Genomic DNA, 16,806 nt, shown 5'->3' with positions numbered 1-16,806 from the left:
GGTAACCAGTGCTTCATGTCTCCCAGCCAAGCAACGCGAGGCACCAACCAAGCCGCGACGATCGTCATGGTCGTCGCAGACATCCTGGCCGCCATCCTCGGCCTGTGGATCCTGATGTACCTGCTGGAAGCCAACCGCGGCAACGATCTCGTGCAGTTCATCCACGACGCGGCCCGCTGGCTCGCCGGATGGTCGCACGACCTGTTCACGTTCGACGACGAATGGGCGCGGGTGGTCGCCGGCTACGGCCTGGCGGCGGTGGTGTACCTGTTCGTCGGGCACGTCGTCGCCGGCCGGCTGCGCCGTTACTGAGCGGGGCTCCCCTCGCAGCAGTCCGGTTCGAAGCCCGCCGGGAGGCGGCCGCCGAACACCGAGCAGGTGGCCTCGTCGCCGCCGAGCGCGGCGACGGCGAGCAGCACCGAACCGGCTGTCCACGCGGTCAGTTCCCTCGGCCAGACGGCCCGGTCGTCGAAGACGTAGCCGGTCCAGTACAGGCCCGACTCCGGGTCGCGCAGGTGCTGGATCGACTGGAGGACCTCCAGAGCGCGGTCGGACTCGCCCACCGCCCACAGGGCGAGGGCGAGTTCGGCGCTCTCGCCTCCGGTGACCCACGGGTTGGGGACGACGCAGCGCACGCCGAGTCCGGGGACCACGAAGCGGTCCCAGGACGCCTGGATGCGCTGCTCGGCCTCTGAGCCGGTGAGGGCGCCGCCGAGGACGGGGTAGTACCAGTCCATCGAGTAGCGGTCCTTGTCGAGGAACCGCTCGGGGTGACGGCGGATCGCGTGCCGCAGGCTGCCGGCCGCCAACTCCCAGTCGGGCTGGGGCTCTTCGCGCTGTTCGGCGATCGCGAGAGCGCACCGCAGCGCGTGGTGCACGGACGAACTGCCGGTCAGGAGCGCCTCGTCGACGGGTGTCCCGTCCGGCTCACGCTTCCACCCGATCTGCCCGCCCGGCTGCTGGAGCCGCAGCACGAACTCCATGGCCGCGTACACGGTGGGCCACATCCGGTCGAGGAAGGCGTCGTCGCCGGTGGAGAGGTAGTGGTGCCAGGCGCCCACGGCCACGTAGGCGACGAAGTTGGTCTCGCGGCCGTGGTCGGTGACGTCACCGGCGTCCCCGTCGGCGTAGGCCGCGTACCAGGAGCCGTCCTCGTTCTGATGGCGGGCGAGCCAGGCGTAGGCGCGTTCGGCGGCGTCGTGCTCGCCGGCCGCGTCGAGGGCCATGGCGGCCTCGGTGTGGTCCCACGGGTCGAGGTGGTGGCCACGGAACCAGGGTATGGCGCCGTCCTCGCGCTGCACGGCGAGGAGCCCGCGGACGGTCGCGGCGGCCTGCTCCGCGGTCAGGACGCCGGGCAGGACGAGGTGTTCGGTCTTCTCCGGGCTCGTCACGCCTCGGCCTTGGGCAGGTGCGGCTTGGTGGCGTAGGCGACGAAGCTCTTGCCGACGACCGGGTTGAGCAGCTGCTCGGCGACGCGGGTGAGCGCCGGCTTCTTCATGATGTCCCAGACCAGGAGCTTGTGGTACGCCCGCACGGGCAGCGCCTTGTCGTTGTCGACGCCGAAGGCGCACTTGAGCCACCAGTACGGCGAGTGCAGGGCGTGCGCGTGATGGGTGCCGTACGGCTTGAGGCCCGCCTCGCGCATCTTGGCGAGGAGTTCGTCCGCCTTGTAGATGCGGATGTGGCCGCCCTCGACCTCGTGGTAGGCGTCGCTGAGGGTCCAGCAGACCTTCTCGGGGCCGTAGCGGGGCACCGTCACGGCGATGCGGCCGCCCGGCTTGAGGACGCGGACCATCTCGGCGAGCACGCCCTTGTCGTCGGGGATGTGCTCCATCACCTCGGAGATGATCACGACGTCGAACGAGGCGTCCGGGAAGGGGAGGTTGAGTGCGTCGCCCTCCATGGCGGTGGCCGTGGCGCCCGCGGGGGCCTCACCGGCCTCCTTCATCGCGGCGAACCACTTGGCGACCTCGCGGATCTCCTCGCCGTTCTGGTCGAGGGCGACCACCTGGGCCCCGCGCCGGTAGCACTCGAACGCGTGCCGCCCGGCTCCGCAGCCGAGGTCGAGGACGCGGTCGCCTGCGGCGAGCGGGAAGCGGGTGAAGTCGACGGTCAGCACGTGGCCCTGCTTTCGCGGTCGGATCCTGCACGTTCGAGGGGGGTGGTGGCCGCGGCGCCGATGGTCCGGGCCGCCGGGCGGGCGATGGACTCGCGGTAGAGCTCGGCGGTGCCGAGCGCCGCGCGGGCCCAGGTGAAGTTCCTCAGTACGCGTCGGCGTCCGGCGGCGCCGAGCCGCGCCCGCAGCTGCGGGTCGTCCAGGAGTCTGCCGAGCGCGGTGGCCAGGGCGCCCGCGTCGCCGGTGGGCACCGCGAGGCAGGTCTCGCCGTCGGGCCCGGCGACCTCGGGGATCGCTCCGCCGGTGGTGGCGACCAGGGGGGTGCCGGTGGCCATGGCCTCCGCCGCGGGCAGCGAGAAGCCCTCGTACAGGGAGGGCACGCAGGCGACCTCCGCCGACCGTACGAGGTCGACGAGTTCGGCGTCGGTGATGCCCTTGACGAAGGAGACGGCGCCTTCGAGGCCGTACTTCTCGATGGCCGCGGCGACGGGCCCGTCCTCGGCGCGCTTGCCGACGACGACGAGGTGGGCGGCCGGGTTCTCGGTACGGACCTTGGCGAGGGCCTCGACGAGGAAGACGAGCCCCTTGAGGGGGACGTCGGCGCTGGACGTCGTCACGATGCGGCCGGGCACCTCGGCGACCGAGGGGTCCGGCGAGAAGAGGTCGGTGTCGGCGCCGATGTGCACGACGCGGATCCGGTCCTGGCGTACGCCGAGGTGGTCGACGATCTCCTGGCGCGAGGTCCCGGAGACGGTGAGCACGGACGGCAGGCGGCGGGCGACGCGCTTCTGCATCCGCGTGAACGCGTACCAGCGCCGCACGGAGGCGCGCCGCTTCCAGTCGGGCGCCGCGTCGATCTCCAGCTGCCGGTCGACGGTGATGGGGTGGTGGATCGTGGTGACGAGGGGGGCGCCGAGCGCGGCGGGCCCGCCCAACAGGCCGTAGCCCAGCGTCTGGTTGTCGTGCACGACGTCGAACTCGCCGCGCCGCGCCCGCAGATGGCGCCGGGCGCGCAGCGAGAACGTGAGGGGTTCGGGGAAGCCGCCGGTCCACATGGTGCCGACCTCGAGCGCGTCCACCCAGTCGCGGTACTCGTCGCGCCTGGGGGTGCGGAACGGGTCGGGGCTGCGGTACAGGTCGAGGCTGGGCAGCTCGGTGAGCGTGAGCCCCTTCAGGTCCTCGCCCTCGTCGAGGACGGGGTAGGGCTGGGAGCCGATGACCTCGACCTGGTGCCCGAGCCGGGCGAGTTCGCGGGACAGATGGCGCACATAGACGCCCTGTCCGCCGCAGAACGGGTTCCCCTTGTACGTAAGGAGAGCGATACGCAACGGACGGTCACCGTCGGCGGAGGAACCGGCCCGGGGGCCCGCCTCCATGGCCTCAGCGGTCACTCGTGGCCCCCTTCTCGCAGCACGTTCACGCGAGAGTACGCGTGGGCGGTAATCTAGAACAAGTTTCAGAGTTGCCGGCTCTTTGATCCTTCAAGGAGCACAGAATCTACCGGCAGGTAGCCTCGCTGTAACGCTCGGATCAGGTGATTCGCGCCACGACGGAGCCCCGGCTCCCCTGCCATGATGAGCTTCTCGAAAACACCGGATTACGGCTTGACAGCCACGGAACGGGACACATGACAGCGGAAGCGAAGACAGCACATCCGGCGTCGCCGCCCCTCACCGAGCGCCAGGAGGCGCGCCGCCGCCGCATCCTGCACGCGAGCGCCCAACTGGCCAGCCGCGGCGGCTTCGACGCCGTGCAGATGCGCGAGGTCGCCGAGTCCTCACAGGTCGCCCTCGGCACGCTGTACCGGTACTTCCCGTCCAAGGTGCATCTCCTCGTGGCCACGATGCAGGACCAGCTCCAGCACATGCACGCGACGGTCCGCAAGCGCCCGCCCTCGTCCGACCTGCCCTCGGAGCGGGTCGCGGAGACCCTGATGCGAGCCTTCCGCGCGCTCCAGCGCGAGCCGCATCTCGCCGACGCGATGGTGCGCGCCCTCACCTTCGCCGACCGCAGCGTGAGCCCCGAGGTCGACCAGGTCTCCCGGCAGACGACGGCGATCATCCTGGACGCGATGGAGCTGGACGCCCCGACCCCGCAGCAGCTCTCCGCGGTCCGCGTCATCGAGCACACGTGGCACTCGGCGCTCATCACCTGGCTGTCGGGGCGTGCGTCGATCGCGCAGGTGAAGATAGACATCGAGACGGTGTGCCGGCTGATCGACCTCACGACGCCGGACGCCAAGGAGTAGGCGGCGCCGCGGAGTGTGCCCCGCGGCCGCGAGCGGCACCGGGGCACACAGGAGGGCACAGAAAAGACCTACGAGACGGGTTCCCTGCGCCGGCATGGTCCGGATCAGGTGGTGGAGGTCGCCTTCCGGCTCTGCTACTGCCTTCCGGCCTCTCAGCCCTACCGTCGACGTCGGCCCCGGCGGATGCCGTTTGCATCTCGCCACAGTCGGCTACTCCGGTCGGACTCCCTCACTCGCCTCATAGGCCAATACCAGGATAGACCGCCTGTGTCGTGACGCAACCCTCTAAAGGGGACTTTTCTTCAGTCTTCCGGCGGAAAGACCGGCTCCCCGCTGCCCAGCAACGTGATCATGACGGCTTCCACGGGGCAGCCCTCCGCCGCCGCCAGGATCTTCTCGTTGGCGTCGGCCTCCGCCTCGAGCGGCCGGGACTGCCGAGCGGAGTCGAGACGGAAGGCGCCCGGAGCGTGGTGAACGCACTGCGCCGAGCCGATGCAGACACCCCGGTCGACCTCGACGTGCCAGCGGTCCCCCATCACGCCTCCCAGCCGGCCGGGAGATGGATCATCTTGTGCTCCAGGTAGGCGCTGTACCCCTCGGGCCCGAACTCACGGCCGAGACCGGAGTTCTTGTAGCCGCCGAACGGGCCGAGCATGTCGAGGCTGAAGGTGTTCACGCTGTACGTGCCGGTGCGCACCTGCCGCGCGACGTCGATGCCGTGCGCGACGTCGGCCGTCCACACGCTGCCGCTGAGCCCGTAGTCGGAGTCGTTGGCGATCTTCAGCGCCTCGGCCTCGTCGCCGTACGGGAGCAGGCAGATGACCGGGCCGAAGATCTCCTCGCGCGCGACGCGCATCGCGTTGTCGACGTCACCGAGGAGAGTCGGCTCCACGTACCAACCGCGGTCGAGCCCGGCGGGACGGCCGCCGCCCGTGAGGATCTTGGCGCCTTCCTCCTGGCCGATGCGGATGTAGTCGAGGGAGCGGCGCTGCTGGCGCTCGGCGACCAGCGGGCCGATCTGGGTCGCCGGGTCGAGCGGGTCGCCGACGACGAGCGCGGCAGCCGCCTCCGTGAGGGCTCCGGCGAACTCGTCGTAGCGCGAGCGCGGCAGGAGGATGCGGGTCTGGGCGACACAGGCCTGGCCGTTGTTCATCCAGGCGGACTGGACGAGGCCGGGGACGGTCGTCTCGAGGTCCGCGTCCGGCAGGACGACGGCCGCGGACTTGCCGCCCAGCTCGAGGGTGACGTGGGTGAGGTTGCGTGAGGCGACCTCCATGACGCGCCGGCCCGCGGCCACGGACCCGGTGAAGGAGACCTTGTCGACGCCGGGGTGCCCGACGAGGTACTCGCTGACCTCGCGGTCCGCCGGAAGGATGGACAGGACCCCGTCCGGCAGCCCCGCCTCCTTCGCGATCTCGCCGAGCAGATACGCGTCGAGCGGCGATTCCGGAGACGGCTTGAGGACCACGGTGCAGCCTGCCAGCAGCGCGGGCGCCAGTTTGGCCGCGGCCACGAACTGCGGGACGTTCCAAGGGACCACGGCCGCCACGACGCCGACCGGCTCGCGCCGCACCAGGATCTTCCCGAGCGCGCCGTCGCGCGTCTGCTCGTACGTGAAGTTCTTCGCGACGGTGATCGCGGAGTCCCACACCATCATCGCGCCGAGGGCCTGCGCGAGGACGCTCCATGAGTACGGGGAGCCGTTCTCCGAGGAGATGAGGCGGGCGATCTCCTCGTGCCGTACGGCGATCGCGTCCTTGATCCGGGTGACGACCGCGATCCGTTCGTCGAGCGGGAGCCGCGGCCAGGGACCCTCGTCGAACGCCCTGCGGGCGGCGGCCACCGCACGGTCGACATCCGCGGGCGCGGCGTGCGGCACGCGCCCGAAGACCTCTCCGGTGTGCGGGGAGATCACCTCGATGACATCCGCGCCGGACGGCTGCGTCAACTCCCCGCCGATGTAGAGCTGTCCGTGTTCCACGAACTCGTGCTCAAGCCGTTCCTCATGCCCGGTCATGACCGACCGCCTCTCGCGGGACGTTTTCTGACACTGCATCAGAACCTAGGGAAACTGATACCAGTTCCAGTTCCAGGAGTCCACGGATCGGCACGGCGACCGCCGCACGACAAGTCGACCCGGGCGACCATTGGAACAAGTTCTATTACAGTGGCGTGAGTTCGAGGTCGTCGTACGAGAGGTGGGGCCCGATGACGCAGGTGACCGACCACGGCGGAGGCGTCTGGTCCCTTCGGGTGCCCATCCCCGACAACCCGCTCGGCTTCACCCTGGTCCACCTCATCGACACCGACCGCGGGCCCGTCCTCATCGACACGGGCTGGGACGACCCCGAGTCGTGGGACGCGCTCACCGAGGGCCTCGCCGCCTGCGGCACGGGCGTCGGCGAGGTGACGGGCGTCCTGATCACCCATCACCACCCCGACCACCACGGCCTGTCGGCCAAGGTGCGTGAGGCGTCCGGCGCCTGGATCGCCATGCACGAGGCGGACGTCTCCGTCGTACGCCGCACCCGCGAGAACCCGCCGGAGCGCTGGTACGGGTTCATGGCCGCCAAGCTCGCCGCGGCCGGCGCCCCCGAGGAGCACATGGCGCCGCTGATCGCCGCCCGCGACTCGGGCAGGGCCCGCAGCCTCCCGGGCCTCGCCCCCGCGCTCCCCGACCGCACCATCACCCCGGGCGACCTGCTCGACCTGCCGGGACGCCGTCTGCGCGCGATCTGGACGCCCGGCCACACCCCGGGCCACGTCTGCCTGCACCTGGAGGAGGAGCACCCCGCCGGGCTCGCGGGCAACGGCCGCCTCTTCTCCGGCGACCACCTGCTCCCCGGGATCACCCCGCACATCGGTCTCTACGAGGACCCGGACGACGCCACCGTCACCGATCCGCTCGGCGACTACCTGGACTCGCTGGAGCGCGTCGGCCGCCTGGCCCCCGCCGAGGTGCTCCCGGCCCACCAGCACACGTTCACCGACGCCCCCGCCCGCGTACGGGAGCTGCTCGACCACCACGAGGAGCGCCTCACCGGCCTGCTCACCCTGCTCGCCACCCCGCTCACCCCCTGGCAGCTCGCCGAGCGGATGGAGTGGAACCGGCCCTGGGAACAGATCCCCTACGGCTCGCGCACCATCGCGGTCTCGGAGGCCGAGGCGCACTTGCGCCGACTGGTGAAACTGGGCCGCGCGGAGGCCGTCGCCGGGAGCGACCCGGTGACTTATGCGCCGGTCTGACCTACGCGCTTGACCTGTGCTTTACCGGCGTTGCGCGATCTTTACCGGGCGTGCGAAACAGCCTGCGCCCCGGGCCTTCCGGCGCATGGTCCGCGGGTGGCAACAGGCGTAATGTCTGGCATCTCAGAACTGGACCGACAAGGGGGCGGCCACCGATGGCGCCGGACGAGGCCGTGGTCGGCTGTACGGGGAAGCTGGTCATCGCCACGCGCGGAGCCGAGGGCCCTGGCGAGGCACTGGTGCGGGTGCGGGGCGGCAGCGAGACGTTTCTCGCGTGGTCCGACGAACCCCTGGAGCGCGGGGCGACGGTCCTGGTGATCGAGTCCCGCGGCACCCGCCAGGTCGTCGTCATGGCCTGGAACGATCCGTCGCTCGACGACTGGGCCGACGGCTCCGGCGACACGGGGGACGCCCGCTAAGGAGACTGAAGGATGTTCGGATATCGCGTTCCCGCTCCCGATGAGGCGATGCTGATCTCGGGTGGCAGGCGGGGACTTGGGGGAGCGCCGTTCCGGGTCGTGACGGGCCACGGAAAATTCGTCCTGCCTATCTTCCGCAAGACCCGCTTTCTTTCCCTGGCCATGTCCGAGGCCGAGGTCGTCGAGAAGTGCGTGACCCGGCAGGGCATCGCCCTGACCGTGCGTGCCGTCATCGCGTTCAAGGTCGGCAACGACACGGAGTCCATCGTCAACGCCGGTCAGCGCTTCCTGTCCGACCAGGATCAGATGTCGGTCCTGACCGGCCGGATCTTCGCCGGTCACCTGCGCTCCATCATCGGCTCGATGACGGTCGAGGAGATCGTCACGGAGCGGCAGAAGCTCGCCGCCGAGGTGCTCGACACCTCGAAGGCCGAGATGGCGAAGATCGGGCTGATCGTGGACTCGCTCCAGATCCAGTCCATCGACGACGGCAACACCGGCTACATCGACGCGATGTCCGCCCCCCACAAGGCGGCCATCCAGCGGCAGGCTCAGATCGCGCAGGCGCAGGCCACCCAGGCCTCGACCCAGGCGCAGCAGGAGGCCCAGCGCAACCAGGCCGAGTACGCGCGGCAGACCGCCGTCGTCCAGGCCGAGTACAAGGCCGAGGTGGACCGCGCGCAGGCGGCGGCCGCCCAGGCCGGGCCGCTGGCCCAGGCGCACGCCGAGCAGGAGGTGCTCGCGGCGCGCACCGAACTGGCCGAGCGGGCCGCCGAACTGCGTCAGCAGCAGCTGGTGGCCGAGGTCGTGAAGCCCGCGGAGGCGGACGCCGAGCGGATCCGCGTGATGGCCATCGCCGAGGCCGAGCGGATGAAGATCCAGGCCGCGGCGGCGGCCTCGTACGACCGGGTCGCGCTCGACCGGATGCTGATCGACCAGCTGCCGCAGATCGTGAAGGAGGCGGCCGGCGGCCTCAAGGGCGCCAACGTGAACGTGCTCAACGGCGCGGACGGCCTCGGCGAGATCGCGGCCGGACTCGTCGGCCAGGGTCTGACCATCCTGGACTCGGTCCGCCGCAATCTGGGCACACCGGACGGCGAGGCCAAGAACAGCGGCGGCGAGAGGGAGATCCAGCGGTACCTGGGGGCGGCGTCGAGCCCGGTGGACGGCCGCGACGGCGACGACGACGGGCCGGTCGACATCCGCTGAGCCCCGCCGCCGCAGCCAGGCGCACTCGTCCCGGAGGGCCGGGGCGGACTTCGGTCCGGCCCGGCCCTTCGGGCGCCCCGGGGGCGGTCACCTACGGGCCGGTACAGTGGGCGGGTCGTCATCATGCGCGCACGGGGGGAAGCCGGTGCGAATCCGGCGCTGACCCCGCAACCGTGAACCACGTAGGTGGTGAGCCGGACTGCCCCGTGCGGCGCGTGACCGGCTCGTGTCATCGGCCCCCGCCGGTGGCCGGCACCGTCGAGGCATACGGAGCCGGAGCCGCCCGGTGCCCGCGTGTGCCGTGCCGCCCGGCTCCCCGCAGGGAGAGGCACCCGCCCCACCATGAACATTCGCCGCAGCGCCGCGCTCGTGGCGGCCACCGCCGTCATCGGCATGGCCACCGCCCCGGCCGCCCTCGCGGACGGCTCCGCGCCCTCCGCGTCCCCTTCGGTGGCGATCCCCTCCGGGCTCTACGGGAAGGCCGACCCGACGTACGACGGTGTCTGGCGGCAGTCGCTCTCGCTGCTCGCCCAGCACACGACCGGTGTGAAGCCCGCGGCGAAGGCCGTGGACTGGCTGACCGGGCAGCAGTGCGCGAACGGCGGCTTCGCCGCGTTCCGCGCCGACCCGGGCAAGGCGTGCGACGCCAAGACGCCTCTCGACTCCAACAGCACGGGCGCCGCCGTGCAGGCGCTCGCCGCGCTCGGCGGGCACGACGCCGAGGTCGGCAAGGCCGTGAAGTGGCTGGAGTCGGTGCGGGGCGACGACGGCGGCTGGGGCTACAACCCGGGCGGCGCGAGTGACGCGAACTCCACGTCCGTGGTGATCGGCGCGCTCGCCGCGGCGGGCGAGAAGGTGACGTCGGCGCAGGCCGCGCTCGTCGAGCTGTCCATACCGTGCGGCAAGGACGGCGGGGGCGCGTTCGCGTACCAGCCCGACAAGAAGGGCAAGCTCGCGGCCAACGCGGACGCGACGGCGGCCGGTGTGCTCGGCGGGCTCGGCAAGGGCCTCGCCGCGGACGGCGCGAAGCAGGCCGGGGCCCCGGCCTGCAAGGGCTCGGGCACCCCCGACGCGGCGCAGGCCGCGCAGAACGGCTCCGCCTACCTGACCGAGGCGCTGGCCAAGGACCACCACCTGATGTCGTCGATGCCGGGCGCCAAGGACCAGCCGGACTACGGCAACACGGCCGACGCGGTCACCGCGCTCTCGGCCGCGGGCCACGGCGACCAGGCCGCCCCCGCGCTGAGCTGGCTGGAGAAGAACGCCACGCAGTGGGCCGCGCAGAGCGGTCCCGCCGCTTACGCCCAGCTCGTCCTCGCCTCGCACGCGGCCGGCGCCGATCCCCGCCACTTCGGCGGTACCGACCTCGTGAAGGCCCTGAACGCGACCGGTCCCGCGCCCGCCTCCACGAAGGCCGCGGCCGACGGGAAGAAGGACGAGAAGAAGGACGACGGCGGCATCAGCGTCTGGTACGTCGTCGCCGTCGCGGCCGTCGCCGGTATCGGCATCGGCTTCCTGTTCAGCGGCCGCAAGAAGCAGCAGCTGTGACCACCCACCGGCGCCGCGGTGCCGCCGTCACCGTCCTCGGACTGCTCGGTGTGCTGTGCGCGCTCCTTGCGGGGGCGGGCCAGGCGCAGGCCACCGGCTATCGCTACTGGTCGTTCTGGGACCGCGACGGCTCCGCGTGGGTGTACGCCTCGCAGGGCCCGTCGACGGCCCGCCCGTCGGACGGCGACGTACAGGGGTTCCGGTTCTCCGTGAGCGAGGACTCGCAGGACTCGGCGAAGCCGCGCGGGGCCGTGTCCTTCGACTCCATCTGCGCGGCCACCCCGGCGCGGGGCGGCGAGAAGCGGGTCGCGCTCGTCATCGACTTCGGCACGGCGCCGGACGCACCGTCCGGTGAGACGCCGCCGAAGCCGCGGACGGCGTGCGCGCGCGTCGCGGACGACGCGACCAGCGCGGAGGCGCTCGCCACCGTCGCCAAGCCGCTGCGCTACAACAACCAGGCGCTGCTGTGCTCCATCGCCGGCTACCCGAAGACGGGCTGCGGCGAACAGGTGTCCTCCTCCAAGGACAGCGGGTCCGAGGGCAGCGGGTCCGAGAACACCGAGAAGGACAGCGCGGCGGCGTCCGGCGACGGTGGCCCCTCCGTCGGCCTGATCGCGGGCGGTGCCGTCGTCGTCGTGCTCGGCGCGGCCGCGGTCTGGCAGGCCCGCCGCCGGCGCGGCTGACGGACGCGGACACGACGACACGATGAGCAGCACCGGCGCAGGTTCACCGCATCCCGCCCCGCGTCCGCGCCTGGCGCGTGACCCGGGGACGGGACCGTCCGCGCGCCGTCGTCCCCTGACCGCGCCCCGGGCCCACCGCTCGAACGCGCTGCATCCCGGCGCCTGGTGGCTCTGGGCACTGGGGCTCGGCACGGCGGCGTCGCGGACGACGAATCCTCTGCTGCTCGCGCTGCTCGTCGGGGTGGCCGGGTACGTGGTGGCGGCGCGGCGCACGTCGGCGCCGTGGGCGCGGTCGTACGGGGCGTTCGTGAAGCTGGGGCTCGCGGTGATCGGGATCCGGCTGCTGTTCGCGGTGTTCCTCGGGTCACCGATCCCGGGCACGCATCTGCTCGTCACGCTGCCCGAGGTGCCCCTGCCCGAGTGGGCGCAGGGGGTGCGGATCGGGGGCCGGGTCACGGCCGAGGGCCTGGTGTTCGCGCTGTACGACGGCCTGAAGCTGACCGCGCTGCTGATCTGTGTAGGCGCGGCGAACGCCCTCGCGAGCCCGGCCCGCCTCCTCAAGTCCTTGCCGGGCGCGCTGTACGAGGCCGGGGTCGCCGTCGTGGTCGCGATGACCTTCGCGCCGAACCTGATCGCCGACGTACGGCGGCTGCGGGCCGCGCGCCGGCTGCGCGGCCGCCCCGACAAGGGGCTGCGGGGCCTGGCTCAGGTCGGTCTGCCGGTCCTCGAGGGCGCCCTCGAACGGTCGGTGGCGCTGGCCGCCGCGATGGACGCGCGCGGGTACGGGCGTACGGCTGAGGTACCGGCCGCCGTGCGCCGGGTCACCGCGGTCCTGACGCTGGGCGGCCTGGTCGGGGTGTGCGCGGGTACGTACGGGCTGCTGACCGCGGACGGCGCGCGGTACGGGCTGCCCGTGCTGCTCGCCGGGGTGGCGGCCGCGCTCGGCGGGCTCTGGCTCGGCGGGCGCCGCTCGGTCCGCACCCGGTACCGGCCCGATGTGTGGGGCGTGCGGGCGTGGCTCGTCGCCGCGTCGGGGGCGGCCGTCGCCGCCGTGATGATCCGGGCCGGTTCCCACGATCCCTCGGCCCTGGCGCCCGGCGTCGTGCCGCTGGCCGCGCCGACGCTGCCGCTGTGGCCCGCGGCCGGGGTGCTGCTCGGGCTGGTCCCCGCGTTCGTGGCGCCCGCGCCGCCGCTCGCCGAAACACCCTCGAAGGAGGCTTCATGATCCGGTTCGAGGACGTCTCGGTGACGTACGACGGGGCCGCGACACCCACGGTCCGTGGCATCGAACTCGACGTGCCCGAGGGCGAGCTGGTCCTTCTCGTGGGACCGTCCGGCGTCGGCAAGTCGACGCTGCTCGGCGCGGTGAGCGGCCTCGTGCCGCACTTCACCGGGGGCACCCTGAGCGGGCGCGTCACGGTCGCGGGACGCGACACCCGTACGCACAAGCCGCGCGAACTCGCCGACGTGGTGGGCACGGTGGGGCAGGACCCGCTCTCCCACTTCGTCACCGACACGGTCGAGGACGAGCTCGCGTACGGCATGGAGTCGCTCGGACTCGCGCCCGACGTGATGCGGCGCCGCGTCGAGGAGACCCTCGACCTGCTGGGCCTCGCCGACCTGCGCGAGCGTCCCATCGCCACACTGTCCGGCGGGCAGCAGCAGCGCGTCGCCATCGGCTCCGTACTCACCCCGCACCCGCGGGTCCTGGTCCTCGACGAGCCCACGTCCGCGCTCGACCCGGCCGCCGCGGAGGAGGTCCTCGCGGTGCTGCAGCGCCTCGTGCACGACCTCGGCACGACGGTCCTGATGGCCGAGCACCGGCTTGAGCGGGTCGTGCAGTACGCGGACCAGGTCGCGCTCCTCGCGGGGCCCGGCGAACCCCTGCTGCTCGGCGCCCCCGCCGAGATCATGGCCGTGTCGCCGGTGTTCCCGCCGGTCGTGGACCTGGGCCGCCTCGCGGGCTGGTCACCGCTGCCGCTGACGGTGCGCGACGCGCGGCGCGGGTCCGGGGGGCTGCGTGAGCGCCTGGCGGGGCACGAGCCGCGCGAGCCCCATGAGCAGCCGCAGGCCGCCGCCCCACCCGCCTCCCGCCGGTCGCGCTCGCGTTCCGGCAGGCGGCCGGAGGTGCCCGCCGTCGCCGAGGTCGCGGGGCTCGCGGTGCGGCGCGGGCGTGTCGAGGCGTTGCGTCACGTCGACCTCTCGGTCGGGCCCGGTGAGATCGTCGCCCTGATGGGCCGCAACGGCGCCGGGAAGTCCACCCTCCTGTCCACTCTGGTCGGCCTGGTCCGCCCGTCGTCCGGCACGGCCCTGGTGGGCGGCGTGGTCCCGCACCGCACGGGCCCGCGCGAACTGATCCGCCGCGTCGGCCTGGTCCCGCAGGAACCGCGGGACCTCCTGTACGCGGACACGGTGGCCGCCGAGTGCGCGGCCGCCGACCACGACGCGGACGCGGAGCCGGGCACCTGCCGTGCTCTGGTCTCGCGACTCCTGCCCGGCATCGCGGACGACACCCATCCCCGAGACCTCTCGGAGGGCCAGCGCCTCACCCTCGCCCTGGCGATCGTGCTGACGGCCCGCCCCCCGCTGCTCCTGCTCGACGAGCCGACGCGCGGCCTCGACTACGCGGCGAAGGCCCGCCTGGTCACGGTCCTGCGCGGCCTCGCGGCCGACGGGAACGCCGTCGTCCTGGCCACACACGACGTGGAACTGGCCGCCGAGCTGTCCCACCGCGTCGTGGTCCTCGCCGACGGCGAGATCGTGGCGAACGGGCCGACCCCCGAGGTGGTCGTGGCCTCCCCCGCCTTCTCGCCCCAGGTCGCCAAGGTCCTGGCCCCGGGCAAGTGGCTCACGGTGGCGCAGGTCCGCGAGGCCCTGGAGTCCGCGGGCCCGGCGGAGGACGGGGCATGAAGACCGCACCCGAGACCGGGCGCCCCGACCGCCAGGCCCGCGCCGTGCGCCTCGGCCCCCGCTCCGTGGTGGCTCTGCTCCTCGTCAGCGCCATAGGGGTCGCCGCCTTCGGGTGGCCGCTGCTCGCGGGCCCTTCGTCACAGGTCAGCGCGCATGCGCAGGACGCGCCCTGGCTGTTCGCGGGGCTGCTCGTCCTGCTGATGGGTGTGGTGGCGGCCGCCGTGTCCGAGGGCGGGGTCGGGCCCAAGGCGGTGGCGATGCTCGGGGTCCTAGCCGCGACGGGCGCGGCGCTGCGGCCGATCGGGGCGGGGACCGCCGGGATCGAGCCGATGTTCTTCCTCATGGTGCTGAGCGGGCGCGTTCTCGGGCCGGGGTTCGGGTTCGTGCTGGGGTCCGTGACCATGTTCGCGTCCGCGCTGCTCACCGGCGGGGTCGGTCCGTGGATGCCGTTCCAGATGCTGTCGATGGGCTGGTTCACGATGGGCGCGGGCCTGCTCCCCGGCGCCATGGGGGTCCCCCCTGCTCGAGCGAAGCCGAGAGCTTGGGGGAGGCTGCGCGGCCGCGCCGAGGTGCTGATGCTGGCGGCGTACGGGTTCCTGGCCGCGTTCGCGTACGGCACCGTCATGAACCTGGCCGGCTGGCCGTTCCTGGACTCGCTGTCGTCGAGCGTCGCGTTCCAGCCGGGCGCCCCGCTGCACGAGAACCTGGTCCGCTTCCTCGCCTACTGCCTGGCCACGTCGCTGGGCTGGGACCTGGGGCGGGCGGCCCTGACGGTCGTCCTCACCGTCACCGTCGGACCGGCGCTCCTGAGGGCGCTGCGGCGGGCCACGCGCCGGGCGGCGTTCGAGGCACCCGTCACATTCGAGGGCACCGAGCCGTAAGGATTCGCGCGCGCCGCGTCACCGGATCGTGCCCGCGCGGTGAAGCGCCCCACATGACCCAGGTCACCTACGAGGTGGGGCCGTGGACGTGATCACTGGCGTTCCGCCGGCTCGTACTGAGCCCGGCGGCCCACAGCCGACCTGAGAAGGCGGCACCCTCCCCCCGTGAGAGGGTGCCGCCTTCGTCGTGCGCTGCGCCCCGCCCCGGCGCGGGCACCCGCTACAGCCGCTGGATGATCGTGCCCGTCGCCACCGCGCCGCCCGCACACATCGTGATGAGCGCGAACTCCTTGTCCCGGCGCTCCAGTTCGTGCAGCGCGGTGGTGATGAGCCGGGCGCCGGTGGCGCCGACGGGGTGGCCGAGGGCGATGGCCCCGCCGTTCACGTTGACCTTCTCGAGGTCCTGCTCGAAGACCTGCGCCCAGCTGAGCACGACGGACGCGAACGCCTCGTTGATCTCGACGAGGTCGATGTCCTTGAGCGACATGCCCGCCTTGCCGAGCACGGCCCGCGTGGCGTCGATCGGTCCGTCCAGATGGAAGTGCGGGTCGGCGCCGACGAGCGCCTGGGCGACGATCCGGGCCCGCGGCTTGAGCTTCAGGGCGCGCGCCATCCGCTTGGACGCCCACATGATCGCCGAGGCGCCGTCGGATATCTGCGAGGAGTTCCCCGCGGTGTGCACGGCGGTCGGCATGACCGGCTTGAGCCCGCCGAGCCCCTCCATGGTCGTGTCGCGCAGGCCTTCGTCCCGGTCCACGAGCCGCCACATGCCCTGCCCGGCCGCCTGCTCGTCCTCGTTCGTGGGCACCTGCACGGCGAACGTCTCGCGCTTGAAGCGCTCCTCGGCCCAGGCGGTCGCGGCACGCTCCTGTGAGATGAGGCCGAGCGAGTCGACGTTCTCGCGGGTCAGCCCACGGTGGCGCGCGATGCGCTCGGCGGCCTCGAACTGGTTGGGCAGGTCGACGTTCCACTCCTCGGGGAACGGCTTGCCGGGCCCGTGCTTGGAGCCGGAGCCGAGCGGCACCCGCGACATCGCCTCGACCCCGCAGCTGATGCCGATGTCGATGACACCGGCGGCGATCATGTTCGCGGTCATGTGCGCTGCCTGCTGCGAGGAGCCGCACTGACAGTCGACGGTCGTCGCCGCCGTCTCGTAGGGCAGGCCCATGGTGAGCCAGGCCGTGCGCGCCGGATTCATGGACTGTTCGCCCGCGTGGGTCACCGTGCCGCCCACGATCTGCTCGACGCAGTCGGCGTGGATGCCGGTCCTGCCGAGCAGTTCCCGGTACGTCTCGCCGAGGAGATACGCGGGATGAAGATTGGCGAGCGCGCCTCCGCGCTTGCCGATGGGCGTACGTACGGCTTCGACGATGACGGGTTCCGCGGCCATGAGCTCGTCCTCTCCACACATTCCCGGACCGAACCAGAAGACGTAAGAACTAGAACGCGTACCAGTTCTCCGTGCAGTCTCGACGGTGCTACTCCCGGTACGCAAGGGTCGTGCACGTACCGCGCGCGCAATCGGGCGTACCACGGGTCTTGCCAG

Annotated in this window: 16 protein-coding genes and 2 riboswitches; of the genes, 10 read left to right on the top strand and 6 right to left on the bottom strand. The window is 72.5% G+C overall.

Annotation, left to right across the window (positions count from 1 at the left end):
* Positions 1-15 precede the first annotated feature (15 nt).
* Positions 16-312 carry a hypothetical protein gene (locus ACFC96_RS14815; protein WP_376263101.1) on the top strand — a complete coding sequence of 99 codons (297 nt, stop codon included), beginning with the start codon at positions 16-18 and terminating at the stop codon, positions 310-312.
* Here the strand turns inward: ACFC96_RS14815 and ACFC96_RS14810 are convergent.
* Genes ACFC96_RS14810 through ACFC96_RS14800 form a run of 3 tightly spaced genes read right to left on the bottom strand, consistent with a single transcriptional unit; the run spans position 306 to position 3,507 of the window.
* The gene (locus tag ACFC96_RS14810) at positions 306-1,391 is read right to left on the bottom strand and encodes a prenyltransferase (RefSeq protein WP_376612552.1); all 1,086 of its coding nucleotides are present in this window, start codon (positions 1,389-1,391) and stop codon (positions 306-308) included. The two genes, ACFC96_RS14815 and ACFC96_RS14810, sit on opposite strands and share 7 nt — an antisense overlap.
* Positions 1,388-2,119: a class I SAM-dependent methyltransferase gene (locus tag ACFC96_RS14805; RefSeq protein ID WP_116502333.1), complete on the bottom strand. Its 732-nt coding sequence runs from the start codon at positions 2,117-2,119 to the stop codon at positions 1,388-1,390. Before ACFC96_RS14805 ends, ACFC96_RS14810 begins: the two co-directional genes overlap by 4 nt.
* Positions 2,113-3,507: a glycosyltransferase family 4 protein gene (locus ACFC96_RS14800; protein ID WP_376612550.1), complete on the bottom strand. Its 1,395-nt coding sequence runs from the start codon at positions 3,505-3,507 to the stop codon at positions 2,113-2,115. The genes ACFC96_RS14805 and ACFC96_RS14800 overlap by 7 nt, the downstream gene beginning before the upstream one ends.
* Positions 3,508-3,743: 236 nt before the next feature.
* On the opposite strand from ACFC96_RS14800, the gene ACFC96_RS14795 reads away from it, so the two are divergent.
* The gene (locus ACFC96_RS14795) at positions 3,744-4,364 is read left to right on the top strand and encodes a TetR family transcriptional regulator (protein ID WP_376262831.1); all 621 of its coding nucleotides are present in this window, start codon (positions 3,744-3,746) and stop codon (positions 4,362-4,364) included.
* 64 nt (positions 4,365-4,428) lie between these two features.
* A riboswitch (TPP riboswitch) is annotated at positions 4,429-4,605 on the bottom strand.
* 61 nt (positions 4,606-4,666) lie between these two features.
* Here the strand turns inward: ACFC96_RS14795 and ACFC96_RS14790 are convergent.
* Together ACFC96_RS14790 and ACFC96_RS14785 are read right to left on the bottom strand one after the other, a co-directional pair.
* Positions 4,667-4,900: a ferredoxin gene (locus ACFC96_RS14790; RefSeq protein ID WP_376262833.1), complete on the bottom strand. Its 234-nt coding sequence runs from the start codon at positions 4,898-4,900 to the stop codon at positions 4,667-4,669.
* Positions 4,900-6,381: an aldehyde dehydrogenase gene (locus ACFC96_RS14785; protein ID WP_376612548.1), complete on the bottom strand. Its 1,482-nt coding sequence runs from the start codon at positions 6,379-6,381 to the stop codon at positions 4,900-4,902. The genes ACFC96_RS14790 and ACFC96_RS14785 overlap by 1 nt, the downstream gene beginning before the upstream one ends.
* A gap of 191 nt (positions 6,382-6,572) precedes the next feature.
* On the opposite strand from ACFC96_RS14785, the gene ACFC96_RS14780 reads away from it, so the two are divergent.
* The 8 genes from ACFC96_RS14780 to ACFC96_RS14745 all read left to right on the top strand — a co-directional run bounded on the left by ACFC96_RS14780 (position 6,573) and on the right by ACFC96_RS14745 (position 15,260).
* Positions 6,573-7,610, top strand: a complete 1,038-nt coding sequence (locus ACFC96_RS14780) for an MBL fold metallo-hydrolase (protein ID WP_376612546.1) — start codon at positions 6,573-6,575, stop codon at positions 7,608-7,610.
* Positions 7,611-7,765: 155 nt separating this feature from the next.
* On the top strand, positions 7,766-8,029 hold the full coding sequence (locus tag ACFC96_RS14775) for a hypothetical protein (protein WP_376262842.1): 264 nt from the start codon (positions 7,766-7,768) through the stop codon (positions 8,027-8,029).
* A 12-nt stretch (positions 8,030-8,041) separates the two neighbouring features.
* The gene (locus tag ACFC96_RS14770) at positions 8,042-9,238 is read left to right on the top strand and encodes an SPFH domain-containing protein (RefSeq protein ID WP_376612544.1); all 1,197 of its coding nucleotides are present in this window, start codon (positions 8,042-8,044) and stop codon (positions 9,236-9,238) included.
* A 135-nt stretch (positions 9,239-9,373) separates the two neighbouring features.
* A riboswitch (cobalamin riboswitch) is annotated at positions 9,374-9,443 on the top strand.
* A gap of 137 nt (positions 9,444-9,580) precedes the next feature.
* A complete protein-coding gene (locus ACFC96_RS14765; RefSeq protein WP_376612542.1) occupies positions 9,581-10,786 on the top strand; it encodes a prenyltransferase/squalene oxidase repeat-containing protein in 1,206 nt (401 codons plus the stop codon).
* Positions 10,783-11,469 (top strand): SCO2322 family protein, encoded by a 687-nt coding sequence (locus tag ACFC96_RS14760; RefSeq protein ID WP_376612540.1) that lies wholly within the window; start codon positions 10,783-10,785, stop codon positions 11,467-11,469. The genes ACFC96_RS14765 and ACFC96_RS14760 overlap by 4 nt, the downstream gene beginning before the upstream one ends.
* 22 nt (positions 11,470-11,491) lie before the next feature.
* Positions 11,492-12,694 carry an energy-coupling factor transporter transmembrane component T gene (locus ACFC96_RS14755; RefSeq protein ID WP_376612538.1) on the top strand — a complete coding sequence of 401 codons (1,203 nt, stop codon included), beginning with the start codon at positions 11,492-11,494 and terminating at the stop codon, positions 12,692-12,694.
* Positions 12,691-14,379: an ABC transporter ATP-binding protein gene (locus ACFC96_RS14750; RefSeq protein WP_376612536.1), complete on the top strand. Its 1,689-nt coding sequence runs from the start codon at positions 12,691-12,693 to the stop codon at positions 14,377-14,379. Before ACFC96_RS14755 ends, ACFC96_RS14750 begins: the two co-directional genes overlap by 4 nt.
* Positions 14,376-15,260, top strand: coding sequence for an ECF transporter S component (locus tag ACFC96_RS14745; RefSeq protein WP_376262860.1), 885 nt, complete (start codon positions 14,376-14,378; stop codon positions 15,258-15,260). Before ACFC96_RS14750 ends, ACFC96_RS14745 begins: the two co-directional genes overlap by 4 nt.
* Before the next feature lie 220 nt (positions 15,261-15,480).
* Here ACFC96_RS14745 and ACFC96_RS14740 read toward each other — a convergent pair whose 3' ends face one another.
* Positions 15,481-16,650, bottom strand: a complete 1,170-nt coding sequence (locus tag ACFC96_RS14740; RefSeq protein ID WP_116502320.1) for a steroid 3-ketoacyl-CoA thiolase — start codon at positions 16,648-16,650, stop codon at positions 15,481-15,483.
* Positions 16,651-16,806: the final 156 nt, after the last annotated feature.

Source organism: Streptomyces sp. NPDC055955 (genome assembly GCF_042270245.1).
Taxonomy (GTDB): domain Bacteria; phylum Actinomycetota; class Actinomycetes; order Streptomycetales; family Streptomycetaceae; genus Streptomyces.
The sequence above is the reverse complement of the archived record's forward strand: the minus strand, read 5'-3'. Positions and strand labels throughout refer to the sequence as shown.